The organism is Bacillus cereus group sp. BfR-BA-01310 (genome assembly GCF_022664325.1).
In the GTDB taxonomy this organism is placed as follows: domain Bacteria; phylum Bacillota; class Bacilli; order Bacillales; family Bacillaceae_G; genus Bacillus_A; species Bacillus_A paramycoides.
Genome location: NZ_JAKUHD010000007.1, coordinates 117,577 through 140,912 on the forward strand (window position 1 = coordinate 117,577; position 23,336 = coordinate 140,912).

The following is a 23,336-nucleotide window of genomic DNA, read 5'->3' on the forward strand; positions in this document are numbered from 1 at the left end:
GTTGATACGAATACTCTTTAACTTAATAAAAACCGCATTCTCATTTAATAAGAATGCGGTTTTTATATCTATATTTGTTCAATTGTAAAATCGAAAAACTCGGTCTCGAATCCATTATTTTTAGAAGGACTACACGTGTAAAATCCTATTTTCACAGGCACATTACCTATATCCTCCATCAAATGAGCGATTCTTATTTGTTCCCATTGCTGATTTGTTTTCACATATATCGAATAATCACTAAGTTTTCGAATAATTCGAAAACTTAGTTGTTTCCTCGCAAACTCATTTGGATAGTCTTGCGTTGACCAATCAGAATATCCATTATTCGTTACGACAGCCCCTAGATGAGATGGACCTTCAGGAATATATTCTAAAGATGTTTTTAACCAACAGTTTTCCGAAGTCATAACAAAAAGACCCGCTTGATCGTATATCGCATTTGGATTCATGCGCAATTGAACTTCAGCCTGAAAATCTGTCATTATCTCATCATAAAATACATGGCCATTCATTACTTCAAAACCATAATGTGTTTTCAGCCAAAAATCTGTTTCTTCTTTCGAATGGACTATGAATGTATGATTGTCTTCCAGTTTGGCGTATTTAGGTGTGTTCATTACAGTAAGTTGCTCAATATGATTTGGTATATATGATGTTTTCATAATTCCTCCATAAAAAAGCGTTTGAATTACTATTTAAAACTCCGTTAAGACCGGGAATTTATAACCTTTAAAATCTAGCTCTTTATTACTTCGAACCATTAAATATTTACTAGATTGTAATTCTGTTAATTGCACATCATCAATTCCTAATTGATCTGGGTAAAAATAAAATTCAATCTCCTTAAACGATTCAGAAATTTCCACGCATAACTCATCTAAAATTGGAAGTACCAGAGCAAATACTCCAAATAATTTTAGCTTTTCATTTTCTACTTCATAAACGATCATCGTATCTAGTTTCTTAGAATAATACAGTTTTTCATTCCATTTCGAATCATACATATTTAAATAAAAAGAAGGTTGGTAGTTTAATGTTGAAAACATATTAGAAAGCCTTTGGCTATTAGCAATGGTTTCACTTATTAATTGTCTATCCTCTTCATTATAAAAATCTAACTTTCTAAGCAAAGAATCTTTATTATTTTTTTTATCGTATGGTACAGTCATCAAATATTCCTGCACAATTTGAAAACCAAATGATGTATATAGTTTCGGATTTTCAGTAAACAAGAGAATACATTCACATTGCTTATCTATTTCTTCTATCAACTTATTAAGCAATTGTGTCATAAGTCCTTGTCTACGAAAATCCGGATGTGTCATTACTGATTGAATACCGGCTGCACTTATTTTTTCACCATTAATTAGTAGTGGAAGTGAAAATGCCGCAGCATTTGCAATCACACTATCATCTTGTAAAAATGATAATGCTTTGTATGTATAATCCCAATATCCTTTCGCTGAAAAATCATGCCATGTTTGATTTGTAATCCCAAACACTTCTTCAAATAAAGGAAATAACTACTCCCTTTTCGGTTCTTCTAATAGAAGATTTGCAAAATTATCAACATTCCCCATGTTGTCCCTCCATACATCAATTCCATTAAATTAAATATACTTATATGACCTACTCCTAGAATAATAGGTCTTTCAAATCAATATAGTATCATAAAATATAAAAAATAGTCGAATTTATTTTTTCTTTTGACTATTTAAAGATAAGTAAAACAAATTAATATTAAGATTTTTAAATATTAATTTGTTTATTATATAAAAATAGTGCTTTCTAATTAACTTTTACTATTACAAATGCACCATTTATAAAATTATTATTCATTTATTCTTTTGTTCCTTCAAGTCGTTCCTTCGTATTAATTTCTTCTCCCTTTATACGCTTTTCAAACGTTTTTCTCCAACTAGCTGAAAGTGCATTTACTTCTAAAATTCTTTTGAGTCCTTCAAAGTTTTGTTTTTCTTTATGCATTATGCGATTAGCAAACGAAACTGACACACCTTTTGGATCAGGCTTCAACAACTTTAAAGTATCAATTGGCGATATCCATCCTTCTTTTAATACTCGAAAATAAAACCCTGTATAGCCTGTATCTTGAAAATATAATGGTAGCTTTGGAATGTTATATTTCTTCGCTAATTTAAAACATGGTTGTCTTGGCTGCGTTATTTGTACAGTCGCTTCTCCAAATTGAAACGTGTCTCCGATACAAACATCCTCTTCACGCATTCCTCTTACTGTTATATTTTCACCGAAAGCCCCATATACAAGCTCTTGATTCAACTCTTTTTCCCAGTACGGATAATGGTCACCAGAATAAACACAAACCGCTTTATCTACCCCTCCATGATGAACTAAATCCGCTTGTCCATCTCCATTAAACTTTAAAAAGGATAAAAAAACCGGTTCCTTTACTTGCTTTTTATTTATCCCTGTTTGAATTAACTTCCCACCATAAATAACCTCTTTTGGTAGTCCTATATTTAGAGATAATACTTCATACGCTTTAGTCATTTTAATTCCTCCTCTTACTATCGGCATAACTTTTCAAAAAATTGATTTATTATTTCACCCCCCTATCCATTTTTTATAATCAATTCATTTCTGATAAGGTGATTATAAATCCCTTAAAACCATTGTTCAATTCAATTATTTATATAATAATGATAGGTATATCCTATAATTAAACTTGAGGTGATTCCCATCGAATTACGGCAATTAGAATACTTTTTAGCTGTTTCAAAAGAATTACATTTCACAAAAGCAGCCGAGAAATTAAATATTTCACAACCTTCACTAAGTCAACAAATACGCGCATTAGAACATGAAGTGGGAATGCCACTTTTCGATCGAATTGGTAAAAAAATATCTTTAACTGAAGCAGGAAGAATTTTAATATCGCATAGTAAAACAATTTTTCATGAAGTCGAACAAGCCCGTTCTGCCATTCAAGATTTAAATGGATTACAGTATGGTTCCTTAGCAATCGGCTCTTTATTAACCGTCGTAAATTATTTATTACCGCCAGCCATATTGAACTTCAATAATCTATATCCAAATATCAAGCTTTCTGTACTAGGTCTTCGCACAGGAGAAATTCGTGAAAAATTATTACAAAATGAATTAGATATTGGCATTACATTTCTTCCGGTACAAGATAAAGAAGTTGTATCGATCCCGCTTTATAAAAGTGAACTTACATTAGTCGTACCCACTGGTCATACTTTAACTGAACGTGATTGTGTATCAATTGCAGAATTACAGGACTATCCTTTAATTCTTTTACCTAAAAATTTCTTTTTAACAGAACTAATTACATCCCATTGTCAAAACTTTAACTTTAAACCGAAACCAATTTTAGAAATTAGTACGATGGAAGCTTTAATTCAAATGGTTTCAAAAGGTATGGGAATTACAGTTTTACCAAAACCGTATATAGACTTTTTGCAAAACGAACACATTCAGGCTATTAGAATTAAAAACCCCATTCCAACAATAGATATAGGACTTATTTTTAGAAAAGATAAATATATGTGCGCTGCAACCCGTGAATTTATTGAACAACTAAAAATAACAGTACATTCTCTACAAAAATAAACATAAAAAAAAGATTATTCTATTAAGCCGATGCACATCGACTTAATAGAATAATCTCTTTTCATTACGAAATATAGTGAAACTTTAATCAGTGGGGGGTTTTGCTCATCCCCCACTGATTATTAGCCCACAACAATCGGGCTGGCCGTTAATATGGGATAAAACCGATACGTATAAACTCATACAATTTTAATGTACCTTTTTAGAGAGTGGAATATATTTTGTAAAATATGCCCCCACTAGCAATAATACGATTGAAAATATCCAAGTAAAAACACCTCCAAAATGAAGCCAATATGCAAACAAATTTAATATTGCAATTAAAAAGCAACAAATAGAAGTTACTGCACTTTTTAATCCTTTTATCCCCGCTTTTTTTCTTTTTTGATAAATTATATACATCGAAGCGACTAGAGAAAAGATAAGAACAATTGGTAACATAGCTTGTAGCAATGGCAACCCCTCCTGTCTATTTCCGCCCCTCCATTTTACCCCTTTTTAATCTTTAGGAATCCATTCATTTTTGTCTTCTCTCCAAAAATCAGTATATTTACTATTTTTAAAGTTCACACTCACCTCGGAAAACGGAAGGCTTTCTCCAACTTTCAATGAGTACCACTCGTTGAAAAGTGGCGATCCGAAGCAAATATTCATTGAACGGTCATGTAAATCAAACAAAACAGAATGCAACGTCCCAAACCATTCTTCATAGTTATGCACTGTCAATCCTATAGGATATTCACACTCTACCAATCCTTTTAAAGATTCCATACTCACATGTTCATTTCGGTTTAAATGCTCATGTAAAATGTGATATCTCTTCGTAGATTGTTCTAGCTTTCTATTATTTAGCTTTTTAATGGATAAACTAACCGCATGATTCGTAGATACAATAAAAGCATGATTATTATCTTCAATTGTTTTTATTGATTTGTGCCCATCAAATATTTCAATATGTGCCGCTTCTAAAGGATCAGTCACGATTATATTAATATTACTTGCGATTGGCATTTCTTCTATTAGTAACTTTGCCTCCTGCACATTTTTACATCTTTCTAATAATACTCGAATTACCGCAAAACATTGCAAGCCACTTACCATCGGCTTTCTTAAACCTTCAATATTCCCTACAGGTTGACCACATGCAGAAAATGTAACAGATAACCCATGCTCGTTAACTCCTTCTGTTCGTCCGAAATATTGAGTAGAAAAACCACTATGTACATACGCACCTTCAACATGCGTCGAGCAAAAACGCATATCATCTATTTTTGGTGATAAATCGTAATTTCTTAATACACACGTATGCTCTGAATCCGTCTTTTGTGGTAATACTGCACAATGACTACAACCTGCTTTTAATAGTGTTTGATAATAATACATCATATTGCTAGAAGGAATTTTCAATACTTCACAAAACCCTTCAATTTCTTCATTAATTCCTGGACAATATTGGTTTAGTACATTTCTAGATTCTGTCCAATGGTTATTTGATATTAAATGTTCTTGCTGTATAAATTGTGGAATGAGATACGGATGATTTTTCACAAATTCCCCTTGCTGTTTTCCAATTTTATAATGACTTCCTTTTAGCGATGAAAAGTACCCCTTTACTTGATACACCATAATCTCCCCTTTACACTGAATATATCCATATCCTACCAAAATACTTTTATTTATTCTTGATGTTTTTTGCTATACTTCCATTACAACCACGGTTTTCTTTTTCATAAGACATTATTTGCTGTCTAATTAAAACCTTGTTAAAATCACCGTAAGAATAGGCTTTTAGTACAACCTTTCAAGATTAGATTAAATTATTTCAAATGGATAAAACTCTACAGTGAAACTTCTTATTGGCAATCCACTATTTATTAAAACGAGCAAACTTGTATTTATAGAATTACAAAAAGCCACATTTTACAATTAAAGAATAGGTTGTTTTAATCATCCATTTATCAGGGTAAGAGGAGAATATATTAATGAGTAATAGCAAACCAATTAACGAATTAACTATTGAAGACTTAAAACAAAACCCAATATGGGAATGGGCACTAGATGAAGAGGAAAACGAAGAGTGCGATGAGACGTGGGTAAAACCAGCAGAAACAATAAATTTTACAGAAGAGTTAAACGGTTCAATAGTATCGGGAAAATTAATACTAAATAATGGCGAGAAATTCCCCATGATGTGTAGTATTGATATTGAAAATAACGAGGTATTAATTAGTTCCGTTGTTTTTTATAACGAACAAGAAGATGAGTATATTGCTATAGAAGATGTAGTGAAAAAGGTCGAAATGCCTTTAACAATTAATATTAACCTTACAATTAATGGAGAACCTAAAGCTTTAAAATTTTCTGCAGATAAAGTTGATATTTATAAAAATACAATAAAAACTAACTTCAATTAATATTTAATTGAAGTTAGTAAAATACTCATTAAGTAAGAACTAGGAAAGCATACCAATTAACATTTCCCCAGTTATTACCGTTTTTAATTTTCAAATAACCCTACACTAAATAATCCCTTTTTCCACCAATGTCTCTGCGATTTGAACTGAGTTCCAAGCTGCACCTTTTAATAAATTATCAGAGACTATCCAAAGATGGAATGCTTTTGGCGTATCAGGATCTTTGCGGATTCTTCCTACAAATGTATCTCTTTTCCCCTCTGCATATAATGGCATTGGATAAATTTGTTCATTAGGATTATCTTGTAAAATAACACCTGGTGCATTCAATAGTACTTCTTTAATTTCTGCAACGGTCGCTTCTTTTTCAAGTTCAATATAAACCGATTCTGAATGTCCCGATACAACTGGAACTCGGACGCAAGTGGCTGCCATTTTTAAATTTGGATCTTCTAAAATTTTCTTCGTTTCTTGAATCATCTTTACTTCTTCGAATGTGAAATCATTTTCTGTAAATATATCTACTTGAGGCAATACATTAAACGCAATTGGATAATGTTTTTTATCTTTTTTCGCAGGCAATATAGTACTCTTCACCTCATCACCTGCGAGCATCGACTTAGCCTGTTCTTTTAATTCATGAATCGCATGAATTCCCGAACCTGATACAGCTTGATATGTGGAAACGATTATCCGTCCTAAACCGAATGATTTTCGAATCGGCTGAAGGGCCGTTACCATCTGTAGCGCTGAGCAATTCGGAACTGCAATGATACCTTTATGCTCCTTTAAAGTGTGTGCATTTACTTCTGGAACAACGAGTGGTACATCATGTGCCATTCGGTATTCACTTGTGTTGTCAATTACAATAGCACCGCTAGAAACTGCGTGATTTACATATTGTCTAGAAACTTCTCCGCCTGCGCTAAAAAATGCAATATCTACCCCTTCGAAACTAGTTGTTTTTGCCTCTTGTATAATAATTTCTTGCCCTTTAAATTGTACTGTTTTACCAGCAGAGCGTTTTGACGAAAGCAATGTAATTTCTTTTATATTAAACTTTGTTTCTCGTTCTAACAGTTCAATAATTTTTTGACCTACTGCACCTGTAGCCCCAACTATAGCTACATGATAGCCCTTTTCACTCATGTTTTCTCCTCCAATATCGCTTGAATGAATTTTTTCACAATTTAATTTTAAAAGAAATTTAATCATTTGAAAAATTGAAATACATGATATAATCATTCACAAATCATGATAATAAAAGAGGTATCACTTATGGAGATAAGGCATGTTAAAACATTTTGTGCCATTGTTAAATATGGTGGTTTTTCCAAAGCTGCTCATGCATTAGGTTATGCGCAATCTACTGTTACAGCGCACATTAAAGTATTAGAAAATGATTTACACATTCCTCTTTTCGATCGATTAGGGAAAAAAGTACTTCTTACAAAAGCAGGTCATCAATTTCATCCATACGCACTAGAATTACTTGCTATTTATGAAAAAGCGCAAGAAATCCCTCAAAATAGTAATCATTTGGAAGGGACATTAAGTATTACATCTAACGAATCATTGGCAGTATATCGTTTACCACAATTATTACGTACTTACAAACAAGAACATCCGAAAGTAAATATCGTTCTTGAGACAAATACAAATGAACAAGCAATGAAAAAACTACATGAAGGAGAAACCGATATTATCTTCTTAATTGGAGAAACTATTGAACATAATGATTTTATTACACATACTTTTTGTAATGAAGCATTTGGATGGATTTTACCTGCTCATTCCCCTGCCGACACTGATCCATTCCGTTTATTACAGAAAACTCAGTTTATATTTACAGAACAAAGTTGCGGCTATAGACCGATGGTAGATCGTTATTTACGTCAAAGCGGGAATATTCCTGATAAAACATTTGAGACTTCCAATGTTGAAGTGATTAAACAATCCGTTATGTGCGAGTTAGGAATCTCTATTCTCCCTTATATCGTTGTACAAGAAAATTGTCAGAAAGAGCAACTATATTTTCAACCTATCGAAACTCCAGCAGTCATTCAAAGTCATGTGATCTATCATAAAACTAGATGGATATCACCCATTTTACAATCGTTTCTTACACTAGTGAACTACCCACCACTTAGTATCTCTTACGAGCTTACTTGAAGTGGGGGCTTCTCGGTTAATCGTTACTTTTGATAGCTAACGAATTCGTCTTAGGACAGCCGAGCTAACTCCCTTGTTCCAAAGGTTAATTTTGTTACTATTTATGCCAACGCTAATAAGCGTATAGCTTCCTTTTTGATATTCATAGCTGCGTTATAGTCACGACTTATTTTTAGTCCGCAAGAACACTCATACGTGCGTTCAGATAGTGACATATCTTTTCTGTTTCCACAACTACTACACATCTTCGTAGAAGGAAACCACTTATCTATTTTTACAAGTTGTTTTCCTTGTTCTTGTAGCTTATATGTTAAAAATGTCGTGAACATCCTCCAACCGTTGTCCGCAACACTTTTACCAAAGCGAAGTGCTCGTGACATTCCTTTCATATGTAAGTCTTCTATTGCTACAACATCAAAATGAGTAGCCAATTTTTTAGACTTATGATGAAGGAAATTCTTACGTTGATTTGCCACCTTTTCATGCAACTTAGCTACACGAATGCGTTGTTTATTCCAACGCGCTGAACCTTTCACACGTCTTGCTAATACTCGTTGTGCGTTTGCTAATCGGTCTAGCATTTGACGATAAAAGCGAGGATAATTGGCTTTCTCATCTTCGCTACTCACGTACAATTCAGCCATTGCGAAATCTAATCCAACCACACTTCCTACTTCTTTTTGTACAATCTCTTTTTCATATTCAATCAAGATGGACACATAGTATTTACCAGTAGGTGTCATAGAAATTGTACATGATTTGATGATATGGTTTTGCGGTATCTCTCTATGTTGTTTCAGTCGCACCATTTTCAGTTTCGGTAATTTGATATAACCATGAAATAACATAATATTTCCGTTTACCCTATTCGTTGTATATGATTTTCTACTTTTTTTATTTTTGAATGTAGGAAAATCACTTTGCCCACTAAAAAAATTCTTATACGCGGTTTGCAAGTTTAGTTGAGCGTTTGCTAACGCTAATGAATCGACTTCCTTCAGCCATTCATACTCTGCTTTGTATTTCGCAGGAGTAGGTAATTTTTGTTTCTTTAGTTCTTCCTTGTTCTCTTTGTACTTTTCATATACTTCTTTCCGTTCAGCCAGCATTTTGTTATACACAAAGCGTACACACCCGAAGGTTTTACGTATCAGATATGCCTGTTCTTCTGTTGGATACAGACGAAATTTGTAGGCCTTATTATGCTTTTTCATATCAGTTCATCTCACTTTTCGCCTTGATTTCCCATAAACTGTTTTACTTTATCTATGGCGAGCCACCAAAGGTGATAGCACAACATGAACACTGCGTTATTATTATCTAATTTCATTGTTATACCAAACTTTACCTCTTATAAGACTGATTATATCAGAGGTGAAATAAATAGAAAAAACAATTTTTTTTGGCTACACCAAATCGAAATGCATCTCCCACCTACCGTTGGACTATTGTCCTTCACAACGCTTGAGGAAGGAGACTTCTTTCGGATAATGCGTTAAAGAAAAAATGAGTTGATACCCTTTGAAGAATATCAACTCATTTTTCTAAAAGATAACTTAGATACTCATCTTCTTTTTATTAGATGTTTCCTTTTCTTTAACTAGAACATATACGATTGGAAAAACAAGTAAACTAGCAATTGCAATTCCTAACTTTTCTATAGAAAGTGAGAATATCATCACGCTAATATATTCCCATTTATTTCTAATGTCAATAAAAAACACCTTTGCGCTTTTAACAACAAAGATGTTTCAAAATCGATATGTATCTTATTTATTAGGTTGTCCCCCACCTGCAATTAATTTACTACCTGAATATGTACCTTTTTGCATAAATACTTGATTAATTAATTCTTTTTGTTCCGCTTGTGACATAATTCCTTTTCCTTCTCCTAAATTCCCGCTTTGCAATTTCCAAATCTTGTTGTGATCAGCATCGACCTTTTCATATTTTCCTTGTTTCCATCGTTCTAAAATATCTATATATGCACTTCTTTGTACAAGATCATTGCTATTTACAATATCAAGTAAACTTTCAATACGTTCTTGTGTTATAAAAATATAGCCCCACTTTTGATCTGCTTTCGTTTTTTGATGTGTCATTTCATGTAATGCAGTCTGTATGTTCTCATCAGTCCATTTAAAATTTTTATTAAAACCACTATTCGGTAACGAATAATTCCCATTTTCTAAAAGCTTTGCATCTTCCGCTTTCACATTACTATCAGCTAACACTTCTACTGCCGGAGCTGCCGGCGATGTCTTTTTTGCTGTCGGTTTACTATGATTCATATAATACAGCATACCATACGTTAATCCTACTCCAACTACCGCCATCCCAGCTATGATCCCTAATATTTTAAATAGTGTTTTCATCCCGCTTGTTTCCTCCCAAATATCCCTATTCATAGTTTATATCTATCAAAAACAGGTGTAGCATCTCATTTTTTTACAATTTACTGCCATTCATTTCCTCACACTAATTAACATAAATAAAATTATTACTTTCCAAAAATGTAGTAACGCCATCCTCATCGTTACTTTTTGCAATAAATTTAGCGACTGATTTTAATTCCTCAACAGCATTGTTCATCGCTACACCAATACCGCACTTCTCTATCATTTCCATATCATTATAGTCATCTCCAAATGCAATTACGTCAGATGCCTCGTAATTAAGGTGCTGAAGAACATGTTGAATACTATTCCATTTTGAAACTTCCGCATGCATAATTTGACACAATGTTCCATTATCTGTAATGACTGCATTACATTCGGCAGGAAGTTCTTTAATTAAATTCTTATTTATTGAATCCTTCGTACAAAGAATCACTTTAAAAGCTTCTTTGAAGTCTAGCTCTCTTACATCTATAACTTCATTCGGTACATTGCCAAAGTAATCAGTAACATCAAAATTTGAGTACAGCTTATCATTTATTTCAATGCAAATATTATTTAAGTTATACTTTTTTGCTTTTTCTATAATTTCTAAAATGACATTTCTAGAAATCTCCTTTTTATACAAAGTATCATTACCTTTAAGTACAAGAGCCCCGTTATAACAAATGATAATATCATTCTTTAGCACACTTGGAATATACTGGTTAATGGCTCTTGGAGGTCTTGCCGTGGCAAAAATCAGTTCACTCCCTTTATTTTTACATTCCCTCAAAATATTAATAGATTTCTCTGAAATGGTTTTATCACTTCTTAATAGAGTCCCATCTAGATCCGAAATAATAACTTTCTTCATGCTTAAATTTAGTCTCCTTTCACCAGTAATAATTAGTTACTTTAATAGAATTATTTCAATAAACCTTTTAACACTTTTGATACACCTATTCCTCCTAAACTACATAGGAAAGCTTTTATAGATTTCCTTATATTGTATTTCTTTTCTAAGTAAATTAAAAGATTATTCTGTCGAATAACCAAATTTTATTTCTTACAATTATATTTACTTTAACTTTATGCCAGGTTAATACATAAAGTAGATGTATTAACCTGGCATTTAAATAAAAAAAACAACGGGTGCCTTATAGGGCACCCGTCGCTTTTTAATATGCACGATTCTCTTTTAACCACTTCGTAATAGCAGCTAGCCTCGAAACATCAAAACGTCTTTCTTCATTCACTTTCAAGTCCTTTAACCTTTTCACAATTTCCAATTCATTATTTCTTACGCTTTTCGCTTCGATTAACTTGCAGTATCCTTCTGTAACGTTATTTAAATTTTCATAATAATACTGAAATGATTTTGATATATGTAAATGTTTTTCAAAGTTCCTTCTTCTTTTCGTCTCATCAGATTCTTTCCGTTTTCTAAGTTCTTCATCATTCGTGTATAAATAAAAATATTGATCTGGAAAACCAATTTCCCTATTTATCATCTTTTCTTTATAAAAGTTTTCTATTAAAGATAACGGTTGATTAAATACATCAAAATAGAAACACCAATTATAGCTAAGTGGCTGATATATATCCCCATCAAGTATTACTAACTCATATTGCTGCGACTTCTGCATTGCTATATTCCAGCGCTCTACTTGTTTTTCAAAATACCATGTTCTATGTTCATTTTTTGGTCTTTCAAATAAAAAATTAACCTCAGGTATAATATAAGCACCATAATTTTTTTCTAATTCACGACACGTTGTACTCTTACCAACAGCACTCGCTCCTTCAAACGCTAAAATCCCCATAGTTTCTCCCACTTTCATTAACTAAAATCTCGTTGTTTCGCTTTTCTACCCCATAACTGTCTCCATAAAACAATTGAAGCGATAGAGAGCATAATTGTTGTAATAATACTACCTTCAATTCCGAATGAGCCTCCATGCAATATTTCTGGTCCATTTGTTATAGACTTAAAAATTGGAGTGGAATATACAGTTGTACCACTAACCGCAAAACCATATACATTATATTGAGCCCAGTTCCAAATTGAGTGCCATGCACATATTCCCCACAGGCCATCTTCTTTCAATACGTATAAAGCTGCGAAAACACCAACTAATATTATATTCGATATAGATAACATTGTAATTCCTGGATTGAGTAGATGAAGAAACCCAAATAAAAAAGAAGTAACAATTATGCCAACCCATATACGACTTCTAACAGAAAGAACCGGGAATAACCAACCTCGTACAATAATTTCTTCCGTTGCCCCTTGTATTAAAAATGCAACTAAAGATCCTACTATTCCTACTATCACTGTTGAGGTAATATGTTGTACTTGTAATTTTACACTTCCCATTAATAGTAGTAGAATAACTGGTATTGAAATAAATACAAACCCTATTAACGCACCTTTCAAATACTTTCTCATCCATTGCTCTTTCCAAAAACCAATGGACGAAAAAGGTCTTTTTTCTACAAAACGAACCCATATAAATAAAATGAATATAGCTCCTCCAAATGTTAACAGCATTCTAACATTATCATAAATCCCTTTCATGAATGTCGTTTCAGCTTTCGGTAAAAATAGCATAAACAACATAAAAAGTTCGCCTAAAGTCAAAAATATAATAGCTAATATTACAGCAAAAATTGGGTGTACTTTTCTCATCCCTATTTTTGCTGCCTCAATTATATTAAATGAATCATTTTTCAACTCTCTCTCCTCCTTTTATAATATTTAATTACCATCAATGAATAAACCATATTTTACCACAAAGAATACATTATTAATATTTGCTCTACATTTTTTCTTACATCAATTTTTAGCATAAATCCAAATTAGGAATAATATATAAATAAAAGAGATGTCTTTGTGCCTTTTGCTATAAATCACCCTATTTTTTCTTTATTTTTCCAACACTTGCTATTTCACACCATTTGTTGTAAGATAGTAATTAAGGTCAATTTAACACTATACTTTCTTTGCATATTATCAAGTATCAATCAGGGATATTTTGTACTCCTTATGGGTTTTTGATAATATGTGAACTTTTATTTTCATTCAAATAAGGCCGATCATATTGTAATCTTTTTAAATTTTAGGAGGCATTACCATGACATTAACAGGTAAAGTAAAATGGTTTAACAGCGAAAAAGGTTTCGGTTTCATCGAAGTTGCAGACGGTAACGACGTATTCGTTCACTTCTCAGCTATCACTGGCGACGGCTTCAAGTCTCTTGACGAAGGTCAAGAAGTTAGCTTTGAAGTTGAAGACGGTAACCGTGGACCTCAAGCTAAAAACGTTGTAAAGCTATAATTTAAACAATAAAAAGGTTGTTACCAGCTCGGTTAACAACCTTTTTAATATATAACTAAAATTTTTTACATAAAAGGAGTGGTTACATGTATCGCAATCGAAAGAACGATGTAGCAGAAGTACCACCAGAACAAACCCCTGTTTGGGAATGTGAATCAGAGGATTGTTTAGGATGGATGAGAAAGAACTTTTCATTTGAAGAAGAGCCTAAATGCCCTTTATGTAAAAGTAACATGAAAAGCGGAGAACGTTTATTACCTAAGTTAGGTTAATTTTTACAAGCCCCTCTTATTTTAAATAAGAGGGGCTTTTTATTAATAATGAATATCCTCAACATCTGTTCTTACAATAGAATACATTAATGCATCATGTTGTTGATTACCTTGATGAATGTACCCACGTAACAAGCCTTCTTTTTGGAAGCCTATTTTAGATAACATATTGCAAGAAGTAATATTCTCAGGATATGTAATAGCTCCAATTCTAAATAAACCTAACTCTTGAAATCCATAAGTAATGATTTCCCTAGCTGCCTCTGAAGCATAGCCGTTTCCCCAATAACGAGGATGTAGGTCATATCCAATCTCAGATCGTTTACTCCAAAGTTGTAAATTATTTAATCCAATTGTCCCTACTAAAGTATTCGTTTCTTTTAATACGATTCCCCAACGTATTGCCTTTTTCTCATAGTAATTTTTCGAAAAAGATTCAATCATACGTGAAGCTTGTCCGAACTCAGTAAAAGAATTCATACCATAATAACAAGTTACTTCATCTAATGAAAATATTTCATATATTTTTTGACAATACGATTGTTCTATTTCAACTAAGCGCAAGCGTTCTGTTTCTAACACAGGAAATGCCATAGGATCACTCCTTTCTCTCTACTAATTTATTATAGCAGAAAAAATATTTATAATTAGGAAAGTCCTAAATGTCCCACTAATCAAACATTTCTAATGACACTTATCCTTTTTATTCTATATGAACTAAGAATATACCTTCTTGCTTTTTGATTACCATTTTCGCCTTATGCTATAATTACTATAAATTGAATTTCAAATCATTAACAACTGCAAAGAGGTTATTTTTATGACAAAATATAATTATTTTACATACGCTCTCATGAACACAATTATCTTTTTACCTTATTTCCTTTTTATCATTATTGGAAATTCATACAACACACTATTAAATGGTTGGTTCCCTCTCATTATCTTCTACACTTTTAAATATACAGGCGCTTTTCTTATTCATTCTTTTAAAACAAAAATAAACGCACGTGAACAATTATTACACTTTCTTGCGCTTGCGATAATCGGAACTTTATGCGGGTCTTTAGCTACTTTTTCAACAATTTGGATTGAACTCTCTGCCCTTTTTATGGGAATCGCATCAAGTATTTTATTACCACTTTATACAACAACTCAATATCATGAAAAATTTTTATTTGGTAGTAAAATGAAAATGAATCAATATCTTTTTGCACTATTAACAGTTTTATTGATTGTTCCACTTATTTTATTTACTGCTAACTCTAACCATCCAAGTTTAGCTTTTATATTTTACGGAATCGCTCTTTGTATTTGTTACTTATCCTTAAGAAAAATGCCAACATACGAAGTCACAGTAGAGAACTCATTCCATTTTTCAGTACCTTCATTTTTATTATTCATTCTCTTTACCACGCTACTTTTCCTTATGAAAGCAACTCGTGAAATAAATTTACAACTGCTACTTGTACTATTAATCGTCACCATCCTTGTTGCAATAGCACTACTAACTGTATACATCACTAAAGTAAAATTTCAGTTTCAATTACCTAAATTTATTTATTACTTTGGATTTACACAAGGAATGATCGTTAATTTTTTCTTATTGTACGGCACATTCTTTGCACTGTCACAGGAAAGCAGCACTTTCATGATTTATGGCGTTTATTTACCATATGGAATCGGGATTATTTTATCCTTATTTTTAGGATCCAAACTATTCCATCACTTTAACTCTTATCACCCGATAATAGTAACAAATGTGGGCGCATTATTAGGTATACTATGTACAATGCTATCATGGACATTACCAATCGGTGGTTTACTAATCGGTTTCTTCTCATCTTTACAAGCAAGACAATTAAATCGTTTCGCATACGCCGCTACTAGTTCCCTTAAAGATTCTAGCTTATTACTTCGTAATCGCTGGTCTAAACTAGGAAGTATGATAAATCAAATTTTATTAATTACGTTTATATTAGTACTTAGTTTCATTTATCGTATACCATTAAATGACGTATTCGTAGTCCTTACTGGGAAAGGAATCCATAACGAAATTCCGATGTTCCCTGTTTTAATAACAGTCAATATTGTCATTTGTTTTATTATTGGTAGCTTATTAATATTTGGCTCTTGGAAATTAGAAAAAACAAAGAGATGATTTTCTCTTTGTTTTTTCTTTATACGCAACTAACATCCAATAACAACGTGCTGTTTGTCTCCATTCTCACTTAAAAATCCGGTAAGTCTGAGAAGTGTATCTAACTCATTAACGAAGAGATAGACACAGATGTATTTTTCCCCTGCAAAAACAATCTCCTAAATTATAACATATACTTTTTTGTTATAATTTAGGAGGTTGTAACTCTTCTTACGGAGGTGTATAAACTTTATGTATATTTTCATTGGCTTAGCACTTCTATTTATTTTACTCATTTTTTTATTCGCAAAAAAATTCACACCAAACTCATTCATGATGACAAGTTTTAAAGGAAATAGCTTTAAGACATTTTCAGTTGGTATTTTAATCGCTGCCGCACTTTCTCTTTCATACGGGATTTATCACGCAGTAACGTATCAACCTAGTCATTTAGATATACAATTACAAAATCAAAATCACACTGTTTTCGGTAATGTTGGCGAATTCGGTTATTTCTCAGAGAAATTACCAAAAAAAGATGCAGAAATTAAACTGTATTTTGTCTCTTGGGAAACACTACAGTTTAAAAATCCAGAAATATTCATAGATTATCCTTCAGGCAAACAAGAAGTATGGAGGCCAAATATAGTATCAATATCAACAAATAAACTAAAAGAAAAACATAGTATAAAAAAGATTTATCATCTCTCACCATATTCATTTAAAGAGTCTGGAACAATAACATTAACAATAAAAGAAAATAATATAAAAAATAAAAAAGTTTCAATTCAAGTGAAATAAATAAAAAACTGTCCCTCCATTATGCTGGAGGGACAGTTTTTACATATGTATTCTACAGTATTATTTTGACTGTTCATTTAATGTAGCCATTATTTCATTGGCCATATTCTTCCCATTTCCAATACAAGCACCAATTCCTACGCCGTAATATGAAGCACCAGCTAAATATACATTTGGATAAAGAATCGTCATTTTTTCTTGTAATGATTGAACCGCTTGATTATGTTCTAAATGATATTTCGGCATTAAATCTTTCCAGTTCGTAACTTCGACTACTTCTGGTTCACCTTTAATTCCGAGACTCTTTTCAATATCATATAAAGCTACTCGAACTAATTCTTCTTTACTATAATTTTTGATCGTTTCATATACCGGATTTGTACTCTTATAAAACATTCTTACTAACAGCTTTTGTTTACCCGATGTATGTTTCCACTTTCGGCTTGTCCATGTACAAGCATCACAATGTAAATCACTGTTTTCTGTTACGATAAACCCTGTGCCGTCTGCTGGTAATTGTTCATCTAGTATATCAAAACCTAAGTAAATACTAATAAGCGATGAATTTTTAAATTTATTAAAATGCTCGTTTAACTCATTAGACTGTAATAAAGTTTGTGCAATATCATGCGGAGTTGCTAAAACAACATAATCTGCTTGAATTGTCTCATGATTTGCCAAAGAAATCTCATATTGATCTCCTTGTTTACTTACAGTCGTCGTTACAACGCCTTTTTTAACGACAGTCTCAGTCAACACTTCTTCTAAGCGATTAATAATCGTAGATAGTCCACTTTTAAATGATACAAACTTCTTATTTCCTGCTGACTGAAACTGTTTTTTATTCTCTTCAAAACCTTTAATAATACTTCCGTATTTATTCTTATAGTCCAGTAAATAAGGCAATGTAGATGCCATTGTAAGCTCATTCAATTTACCAGAATATACACCTGAAAGCACAGGAGCGATTTGTTTTTCAACTAACTCTTCCCCTAAGAAACTTTCTAAAAATACAGCAAGTGATGTATCCTTCGTAAACTCTTTATTTTTCGTTATAAAATCTTTTAAAGCAACAATTTTCCCTTTCGTTGAGACTAGCGTACTGCTAAATAATGATTCAACACTCATAGGGATCCCAAATATAGTGTCAGACGGAATGGGATGTAATATGTTATTAGAATATATGTAGGAAATACCTGTTTCGTTATATACCATTTCATCTTCTAGATTCAATTCTTTTACAAGCGGCATAACATATTCATTACGAGCAACGATAGAATCTGCCCCTGATTCCATAATAAAATCATTTTCTTCCACACTGTGGATCTTACCACCTAAATACTCTTCTTTCTCAATAAGGATTAAATTCAAATCTATATTATAATCCTTCTTTAATTTTTCTAAATAAAACATAGTAGAAAGTCCAGTAATACCTCCACCGATGACAACGACTGTTTTCATATTTGCTGCGCTCCTAACCGATACAATTAATAATTCCTTTATTATTATACCCAAAAGTCCTTATATTCGACTAGCAGCTTGATCATTCTGTAAAAAAATTGACACTATATACGAATACATTTATATAAATTTAATCAGTAAATAACCATCATTTTAAATCAATAAATAAAAAAGAACTATAACAGTTTCAAATGAAGTCATAGTTCTCTCTATTTTAAAAACATAAAGTAATTAATCAATTTGTCTATTTCTTGACTTAATGCCAGTACTTTTTCATGTTGAATTCCATAATCCGATACTAAATATATTAATTCTTCTTTTTTTATTTCAATTACTTTTTCCAATTTCGCTAATTCCATGTCGTTTTACTTCTCTCCAATAATAAAATGTATGTATTTTAGTATAGCCTACTTACATAATTAGTAAAAGTGAAAAACGCATGTAAAATCTTACATATTTAAAAATAATATACTACCAACAAAGAAACTTAAATTTAGCCTCTTTATACAGATCATTAAAATACATTAGGAATTAATAACATACCTAAATTTTTCTAATGTTATATCTTTATATTCTGGATCCCTCTTTATATGATCAAAATAACTATATGAAAATTTGAAAACATGCCCAAAATCCCAATTCAATTTACTAAAGTCTTTTAGCCAAAATCGATTTTCTGTTGGTAAAACATGAGCACGTTCAGATTCGATTAAAGGTAAACGATCTATAGGTGAGTGTAAATTTATTTCAGTATTCGGCATAAGCTTTTGACTAGCACGCAGTACGTATACTAGTTTTAAAAGTGGACGTATCCCTCGTTGAAATATATCTCTATGTCCTAAATCATACATTATATTAATGGCGTGGGAAAAAGTAAGCATATGACCAATTAAATCATGATGTGATTCCGCTCGATAAATAATATTAAACTTCGATAGCTCATTTAAAATGAATTTAGATAATTGCTTTGGATTTCTTAATCCACTTTGAATCTCATCATTTATACTTAATTGTTTTACTTCTTTCGTCGTAAAACCAATCCATGATCTACCGGGAATTGTTTTTTGAAACGATAATAGCAGGTTAGTTATCCCTTCAATATCTTGATGATTCCCCCATTTTCGCAACTCTTTCATGGCTAATAAACTTAGCGCTGCATAAATGACGTTATGCCCCACCCAATGAAGTTCATCCATCGTATGTTCCAGAGTTTTTATAATCATTTCTTTAGCATTTTGAAATTCATTTTCTTCTTTATTATCAGTTATTTCTCCTAAGTTTTGCTTGTTCAGCATCATTTTTGTTTGTGAATAAATATTACGAGATATCTCTTCTTCAATATTATTATCTTTTATGAAAAAATAACTAGCAATTGCAGCTGCTCCGAAATGCGCATGCCAAATATCATTTGTTTGTTTTTTACATTGAGAAATAATTGAAAGGCCACCCTTTAAAACACTTTTATTTTCCATCTTTTTATCCCCCGTAATAAAAATCACTTTATACTCATCCTAAGGATGGCGTCAATACAAATAAAATGTAATTCGATTCATCACTTTTATTCAAAAACCGATGCTTCACGTTCGGCGGGATACGTACAACATCGCCTTCTTCTAAAAAATATTCTTTTCCTTCTAATTCCACATACACTTCCCCTTTCATGACAACAGCAATCTCTTCCTTATCTTCATGTGAATAGTGGCTTTCCGTTGTATTTGCTTGTTTATTTAAATCCATCATTAACATTTCAATACGTGCTTTCATAAAATCCGGTGTTAATACATCATATACAATGTGATCATTATTTTCCCGATATACTTTTTTTCGATCTTTTTTCTTAGAAATAAGTGAATCCGTATCAATATCATTAATAAATAGTGTAAATAGCGGTACATTTAATGCTTTCGCTATTAATTCCAAAACACTTAAAGAAGGATTGGCATGCCCTCTTTCAATTTGACTAATAAGAGATGTGCTTATTCCTGCATAATCAGCAAACTCACGAATTGTCATATTATTTTTTTTACGATAGCTTAAAACAGTTTGTCCAAGCCGATAGTTAATCAAAGTAACTACTCCCTTTCGTCCATCATAATGTATATTTCATTGCCTTTGTGCTGACTTACTAAACAAAGGCAAATAATCCTTTTCTATCGTCTCCGAGACTTATATACTTACCTTTGTACATTATATCTCATTCAGTTCATTATAATAAACATCCTATTGGAGGGACAAACTTTGAAATCACCTACTCTATCATATTTCATCTTATTTTTCGGTGTATTCGCCTTATCAACTTCAGCGATCTTTGTAAAATTAGCAGATGCTCCTGCGGCAATCATTGCTTTTTATCGATTGTTATTTGCCGCACTGATTCTGTTACCATTATTACTATTTAACAAAAACAATCGAAACGAGCTAAAAACATTAACGAAAAAACAATGGGGATTCGGATTTATTTCTGGGCTATTTTTAGCTACACATTATGTACTATGGTTTGAATCCTTACAATATACTTCTGTAGCAAGTTCTACAGTTATCGTAACGTTACAACCGTTATTTTCAATGATTGGTGGTTATTTTTTATTTAAGGAGAGATTTACAAAAGGAGCTGTTATTGGTTGCCTCATTGCCATTTCAGGAAGTATCATGATTGGATGGCAAGATTTCCAAATTAGTGGAGAAGCTTTATACGGAGATATTTTAGCGTTTATTGCTGCCGGAATCATTACCGCTTACTTTTTCATTAGTCAACACATTCGTAAAGATTTATCTCTTATACCGTATTCGATAATTAGTTATGGAAGTAGTGCATGCTTTCTCGGTATATTTGCTTACATGCAGCAAATATCTTTCTTCCATTACTCTACACAAACTTGGTTGTCCTTTATTGGATTAGCTTTCATTGCTACAATTTTAGGTCAAACGATTTTTAATTGGTTATTAAAATGGATGAGTGCTACTGTGATCTCTATGAGTATTTTAGGAGAAACGATTGGGACTTGTATATTAGCCTATTTCATTTTAAGTGAAACAATTTCTTTACAACAAGCACTTGGAATTACAATTATTTTTATTGGATTAGCATTATTTTTATTACAGCCGAGTTGTAATGAAAAAGCATGACATTATATTGTCATGCTTTTTCATTATGTACAAGTAAACCATCAGATCTAAAACGACTCATCATAACTTCATTAATAAACTTTCCGTGAGCCTTTAAATTCCCTATCTTTACCCCCTCTTCTACAAATCCGAATTTTTCATATAGGGCTTTCGCTTTAGGGTTCGTTTCTAACACACCAAGTTCCACTCTCTCTAACATTAACCAATTATCAGCCAAATCAAGCATTTTTGTAAGAAGCGCTTTACCAATTCCTTTATTATGATATTCACTGTCTACCCCTATAAACAAATCACCCGAATGAGATCTACGTCCTGGACTTTGGGTTAAACCAACAAATCCAACAACTTCTCCATCATACTCTGCAACAAATTCAAATTGATTTGGTGCTAAGTTTCGAATTCTATTTTCCATAGCGTCTACACGCATGCTAGGTAAGAAAACCATATAAGGTAAAACGTCATCCTGTATACATATACGATGAATTGCTCTAGCATCTTGTATTTCTACTGCTCTAACGTTGATTCCCATTTTTCTTCCCTCCCTATAAATAACAGATTCTAATATCCTTCGCTATAATCCTTCTCATACGTTTTTCTTTATGTTATTTTTATATAATTATTTCAGCAAAACATTTTAATTTTGAACATCTAACATACTTAGGGTCTATTTAATTTTTCACCTGATTATACAACTCAAGTAGATTTTCTATTGGAATACCGTTTATTTTCATACCAGTTATATCACAATTTTCTATTTTAAGATTTTGAAGCTTACTATTACTTATTGTACTACCTTCCAAATCACATGTATCGAATGAGATAGGTTCCTTCTCGTCTCCAAGATTTGTATTTTTAAATTGGACTCCATCTAATGTCACCAAATTAAACTTACTACCAGAAAGATTTAAATCTGCATATGAGGACCCTCTAAAATTTATATTTCTAAACTTTGATTGACTTACATTACAATTACTCATATTCATATTCATTACATTACTACCAACAATTGAACTATTTTTTAAATTCACTTGATAATACTCTGTATTTGCTAAATTACAGTTTTCGTATTGTCTATTTTTCATATCTTCACTTTTAACTACGTTCTCTTCGTGTGAAGCTGTCTTTATTCTTTTCACGTAACAATACTCTTCTTCCGATTCAAAAATTGTTTGGTAGCCCATCTTTTTATAAAAGTGGTGATTATTAATTTGTCTACTCGATGTTTCGAGATCCCAAATCCTTATGTTTGGAAATTCTTCTTCTATTAATTTAATAACCTTTGATCCAATTCCTTTTCCTTGATAAACAGGATCTACAAAAATACGATCAATTCTTCCATACGACTTTCCAGAGGTTGTAACTATAATTCCCCCGATAATATCTTTATCCATTATTACTTTGAAAGAATCCAGTTCTTCAATCGAATATTTCATCATTTCAACTGAAGAGTATCCAGGTGGCTGAATGTTATAATCAATTACATCATCTTGTCCGCATAGCAAACGTTTTGCTTCTTCATCGAATGTTTTTGTCATTATTTTTGTTAACTTTTCAGCATCTAAAATTGTAGCTTTTTCTATAGATATTATCGTCATTTCATTTTCCCCTTTATCATT

General features: G+C 32.0%; 26 protein-coding genes and 1 pseudogene. 8 read left to right on the plus strand and 19 right to left on the minus strand.

Features of this window, described 5'->3' with window-relative positions; translation table 11 throughout:
• Positions 1–68: 68 nt before the first annotated feature.
• The 3 genes and pseudogenes from MR109_RS16255 to MR109_RS16265 all read right to left on the minus strand — a co-directional run bounded on the left by MR109_RS16255 (position 69) and on the right by MR109_RS16265 (position 2,532).
• Positions 69–665: a DUF1349 domain-containing protein gene (locus MR109_RS16255; RefSeq protein ID WP_242273028.1), complete on the minus strand. Its 597-nt coding sequence runs from the start codon at positions 663–665 to the stop codon at positions 69–71.
• A 33-nt stretch (positions 666–698) separates the two neighbouring features.
• A pseudogene (locus MR109_RS16260) lies at positions 699–1,583 on the minus strand (GNAT family N-acetyltransferase).
• 259 nt (positions 1,584–1,842) lie between these two features.
• Positions 1,843–2,532, minus strand: coding sequence for an MOSC domain-containing protein (locus MR109_RS16265; protein ID WP_242273030.1), 690 nt, complete (start codon positions 2,530–2,532; stop codon positions 1,843–1,845).
• Positions 2,533–2,712: 180 nt separating this feature from the next.
• Here MR109_RS16265 and MR109_RS16270 point away from each other — a divergent pair, with 180 nt between their 5' ends.
• Entirely contained in the window at positions 2,713–3,615 is a 903-nt protein-coding gene (locus tag MR109_RS16270) for a LysR family transcriptional regulator (RefSeq protein WP_242273032.1), read from the plus strand.
• 189 nt (positions 3,616–3,804) lie between these two features.
• Here the strand turns inward: MR109_RS16270 and MR109_RS16275 are convergent, their stop codons facing one another.
• Positions 3,805–4,068 (minus strand): hypothetical protein, encoded by a 264-nt coding sequence (locus MR109_RS16275; RefSeq protein WP_071719781.1) that lies wholly within the window; start codon positions 4,066–4,068, stop codon positions 3,805–3,807.
• 45 nt (positions 4,069–4,113) lie between these two features.
• Positions 4,114–5,238 (minus strand): C45 family autoproteolytic acyltransferase/hydrolase, encoded by a 1,125-nt coding sequence (locus tag MR109_RS16280; protein ID WP_242273034.1) that lies wholly within the window; start codon positions 5,236–5,238, stop codon positions 4,114–4,116.
• A 359-nt stretch (positions 5,239–5,597) separates the two neighbouring features.
• Between MR109_RS16280 and MR109_RS16285 the strand changes: the two genes are divergently transcribed.
• A complete protein-coding gene (locus MR109_RS16285) occupies positions 5,598–6,029 on the plus strand; it encodes a hypothetical protein (RefSeq protein WP_242273037.1) in 432 nt (143 codons plus the stop codon).
• Between the two features lie 105 nt (positions 6,030–6,134).
• Here MR109_RS16285 and MR109_RS16290 read toward each other — a convergent pair whose 3' ends face one another.
• A complete protein-coding gene (locus MR109_RS16290; protein ID WP_242273039.1) occupies positions 6,135–7,178 on the minus strand; it encodes an aspartate-semialdehyde dehydrogenase in 1,044 nt (347 codons plus the stop codon).
• Between the two features lie 105 nt (positions 7,179–7,283).
• Here MR109_RS16290 and MR109_RS16295 point away from each other — a divergent pair, with 105 nt between their 5' ends.
• Positions 7,284–8,201, plus strand: coding sequence for a LysR family transcriptional regulator (locus MR109_RS16295; protein WP_242273042.1), 918 nt, complete (start codon positions 7,284–7,286; stop codon positions 8,199–8,201).
• Between the two features lie 101 nt (positions 8,202–8,302).
• Here MR109_RS16295 and MR109_RS16300 read toward each other — a convergent pair whose 3' ends face one another.
• The 6 genes from MR109_RS16300 to MR109_RS16320 all read right to left on the minus strand — a co-directional run bounded on the left by MR109_RS16300 (position 8,303) and on the right by MR109_RS16320 (position 13,271).
• On the minus strand, positions 8,303–9,415 hold the full coding sequence (locus MR109_RS16300; RefSeq protein ID WP_242273045.1) for a transposase: 1,113 nt from the start codon (positions 9,413–9,415) through the stop codon (positions 8,303–8,305).
• Positions 9,416–9,757: 342 nt separating this feature from the next.
• A complete protein-coding gene (locus MR109_RS30070) occupies positions 9,758–9,883 on the minus strand; it encodes a hypothetical protein (RefSeq protein ID WP_255300139.1) in 126 nt (41 codons plus the stop codon).
• 87 nt (positions 9,884–9,970) lie between these two features.
• Positions 9,971–10,576 (minus strand): PRK06770 family protein, encoded by a 606-nt coding sequence (locus MR109_RS16305; RefSeq protein ID WP_071719840.1) that lies wholly within the window; start codon positions 10,574–10,576, stop codon positions 9,971–9,973.
• 103 nt (positions 10,577–10,679) lie between these two features.
• The gene (locus MR109_RS16310) at positions 10,680–11,453 is read right to left on the minus strand and encodes a Cof-type HAD-IIB family hydrolase (protein ID WP_071719841.1); all 774 of its coding nucleotides are present in this window, start codon (positions 11,451–11,453) and stop codon (positions 10,680–10,682) included.
• Between the two features lie 304 nt (positions 11,454–11,757).
• Positions 11,758–12,420 (minus strand): nucleoside/nucleotide kinase family protein, encoded by a 663-nt coding sequence (locus tag MR109_RS16315; RefSeq protein WP_242273046.1) that lies wholly within the window; start codon positions 12,418–12,420, stop codon positions 11,758–11,760.
• Entirely contained in the window at positions 12,420–13,271 is an 852-nt protein-coding gene (locus MR109_RS16320; RefSeq protein WP_374202577.1) for a CPBP family intramembrane glutamic endopeptidase, read from the minus strand. The genes MR109_RS16315 and MR109_RS16320 overlap by 1 nt, the downstream gene beginning before the upstream one ends.
• Positions 13,272–13,716: 445 nt before the next feature.
• On the opposite strand from MR109_RS16320, the gene cspD reads away from it, so the two are divergent.
• Both cspD and MR109_RS16330 read left to right on the plus strand, forming a co-directional pair.
• The gene (gene cspD / locus MR109_RS16325; RefSeq protein WP_000176365.1) at positions 13,717–13,920 is read left to right on the plus strand and encodes a cold-shock protein CspD; all 204 of its coding nucleotides are present in this window, start codon (positions 13,717–13,719) and stop codon (positions 13,918–13,920) included.
• 86 nt (positions 13,921–14,006) lie between these two features.
• Positions 14,007–14,192 carry a cold-shock protein gene (locus MR109_RS16330; protein WP_000286200.1) on the plus strand — a complete coding sequence of 62 codons (186 nt, stop codon included), beginning with the start codon at positions 14,007–14,009 and terminating at the stop codon, positions 14,190–14,192.
• A gap of 42 nt (positions 14,193–14,234) precedes the next feature.
• Here the strand turns inward: MR109_RS16330 and MR109_RS16335 are convergent, their stop codons facing one another.
• A complete protein-coding gene (locus MR109_RS16335; protein WP_002171934.1) occupies positions 14,235–14,786 on the minus strand; it encodes a GNAT family N-acetyltransferase in 552 nt (183 codons plus the stop codon).
• Positions 14,787–15,012: 226 nt separating this feature from the next.
• Between MR109_RS16335 and MR109_RS16340 the strand changes: the two genes are divergently transcribed.
• Positions 15,013–16,353, plus strand: coding sequence for a hypothetical protein (locus MR109_RS16340; protein WP_242273052.1), 1,341 nt, complete (start codon positions 15,013–15,015; stop codon positions 16,351–16,353).
• A 231-nt stretch (positions 16,354–16,584) separates the two neighbouring features.
• On the plus strand, positions 16,585–17,133 hold the full coding sequence (locus MR109_RS16345; RefSeq protein WP_242273057.1) for a hypothetical protein: 549 nt from the start codon (positions 16,585–16,587) through the stop codon (positions 17,131–17,133).
• Between the two features lie 60 nt (positions 17,134–17,193).
• Here MR109_RS16345 and MR109_RS16350 read toward each other — a convergent pair whose 3' ends face one another.
• The 4 genes from MR109_RS16350 to MR109_RS16365 form a co-directional block, all read right to left on the minus strand.
• Positions 17,194–18,594 (minus strand): protoporphyrinogen oxidase, encoded by a 1,401-nt coding sequence (locus tag MR109_RS16350; protein ID WP_242273060.1) that lies wholly within the window; start codon positions 18,592–18,594, stop codon positions 17,194–17,196.
• Positions 18,595–18,803: 209 nt separating this feature from the next.
• Complete coding sequence (locus MR109_RS16355; protein ID WP_071719846.1) at positions 18,804–18,953, minus strand: aspartyl-phosphate phosphatase Spo0E family protein; 150 nt, start codon at positions 18,951–18,953, stop codon at positions 18,804–18,806.
• A gap of 165 nt (positions 18,954–19,118) precedes the next feature.
• Positions 19,119–20,066, minus strand: coding sequence for a hypothetical protein (locus MR109_RS16360; protein WP_242273062.1), 948 nt, complete (start codon positions 20,064–20,066; stop codon positions 19,119–19,121).
• A 34-nt stretch (positions 20,067–20,100) separates the two neighbouring features.
• Positions 20,101–20,661, minus strand: a complete 561-nt coding sequence (locus MR109_RS16365; RefSeq protein WP_098475792.1) for a helix-turn-helix domain-containing protein — start codon at positions 20,659–20,661, stop codon at positions 20,101–20,103.
• Positions 20,662–20,832: 171 nt separating this feature from the next.
• On the opposite strand from MR109_RS16365, the gene MR109_RS16370 reads away from it, so the two are divergent.
• A complete protein-coding gene (locus MR109_RS16370) occupies positions 20,833–21,720 on the plus strand; it encodes a DMT family transporter (RefSeq protein ID WP_242273064.1) in 888 nt (295 codons plus the stop codon).
• 10 nt (positions 21,721–21,730) lie between these two features.
• Here the strand turns inward: MR109_RS16370 and MR109_RS16375 are convergent, their stop codons facing one another.
• Entirely contained in the window at positions 21,731–22,249 is a 519-nt protein-coding gene (locus MR109_RS16375) for a GNAT family N-acetyltransferase (RefSeq protein WP_242273066.1), read from the minus strand.
• Positions 22,250–22,388: 139 nt separating this feature from the next.
• Positions 22,389–23,315, minus strand: a complete 927-nt coding sequence (locus MR109_RS16380) for a GNAT family N-acetyltransferase (RefSeq protein WP_242273069.1) — start codon at positions 23,313–23,315, stop codon at positions 22,389–22,391.
• Positions 23,316–23,336 lie beyond the last annotated feature (21 nt).

Bases quoted from the DNA above. Each gene is read 5' to 3' on its own strand.
- cspD (WP_000176365.1), top strand. From the start codon at position 13,717: ATGACATTAACAGGTAAAGTAAAATGGTTTAACAGCGAAAAAGGTTTC.
- MR109_RS16310 (WP_071719841.1), bottom strand. From the start codon at position 11,453: ATGAAGAAAGTTATTATTTCGGATCTAGATGGGACTCTATTAAGAAGT.
- MR109_RS16255 (WP_242273028.1), bottom strand. From the start codon at position 665: ATGAAAACATCATATATACCAAATCATATTGAGCAACTTACTGTAATG.
- MR109_RS16380 (WP_242273069.1), bottom strand. From the start codon at position 23,315: ATGACGATAATATCTATAGAAAAAGCTACAATTTTAGATGCTGAAAAG.
- MR109_RS16360 (WP_242273062.1), bottom strand. From the start codon at position 20,066: ATGGAAAATAAAAGTGTTTTAAAGGGTGGCCTTTCAATTATTTCTCAA.
- MR109_RS16315 (WP_242273046.1), bottom strand. From the start codon at position 12,420: ATGAAAGTGGGAGAAACTATGGGGATTTTAGCGTTTGAAGGAGCGAGT.
- MR109_RS16285 (WP_242273037.1), top strand. From the start codon at position 5,598: ATGAGTAATAGCAAACCAATTAACGAATTAACTATTGAAGACTTAAAA.
- MR109_RS16290 (WP_242273039.1), bottom strand. From the start codon at position 7,178: ATGAGTGAAAAGGGCTATCATGTAGCTATAGTTGGGGCTACAGGTGCA.
- MR109_RS16355 (WP_071719846.1), bottom strand. From the start codon at position 18,953: ATGGAATTAGCGAAATTGGAAAAAGTAATTGAAATAAAAAAAGAAGAA.
- MR109_RS16300 (WP_242273045.1), bottom strand. From the start codon at position 9,415: ATGAAAAAGCATAATAAGGCCTACAAATTTCGTCTGTATCCAACAGAA.
- MR109_RS16340 (WP_242273052.1), top strand. From the start codon at position 15,013: ATGACAAAATATAATTATTTTACATACGCTCTCATGAACACAATTATC.
- MR109_RS16350 (WP_242273060.1), bottom strand. From the start codon at position 18,594: ATGAAAACAGTCGTTGTCATCGGTGGAGGTATTACTGGACTTTCTACT.
- MR109_RS16320 (WP_374202577.1), bottom strand. From the start codon at position 13,271: ATGAGAAAAGTACACCCAATTTTTGCTGTAATATTAGCTATTATATTT.
- MR109_RS16265 (WP_242273030.1), bottom strand. From the start codon at position 2,532: ATGACTAAAGCGTATGAAGTATTATCTCTAAATATAGGACTACCAAAA.
- MR109_RS16375 (WP_242273066.1), bottom strand. From the start codon at position 22,249: ATGGGAATCAACGTTAGAGCAGTAGAAATACAAGATGCTAGAGCAATT.
- MR109_RS16295 (WP_242273042.1), top strand. From the start codon at position 7,284: ATGATAATAAAAGAGGTATCACTTATGGAGATAAGGCATGTTAAAACA.
- MR109_RS16330 (WP_000286200.1), top strand. From the start codon at position 14,007: ATGTATCGCAATCGAAAGAACGATGTAGCAGAAGTACCACCAGAACAA.
- MR109_RS16305 (WP_071719840.1), bottom strand. From the start codon at position 10,576: ATGAAAACACTATTTAAAATATTAGGGATCATAGCTGGGATGGCGGTA.
- MR109_RS16335 (WP_002171934.1), bottom strand. From the start codon at position 14,786: ATGGCATTTCCTGTGTTAGAAACAGAACGCTTGCGCTTAGTTGAAATA.
- MR109_RS16345 (WP_242273057.1), top strand. From the start codon at position 16,585: ATGTATATTTTCATTGGCTTAGCACTTCTATTTATTTTACTCATTTTT.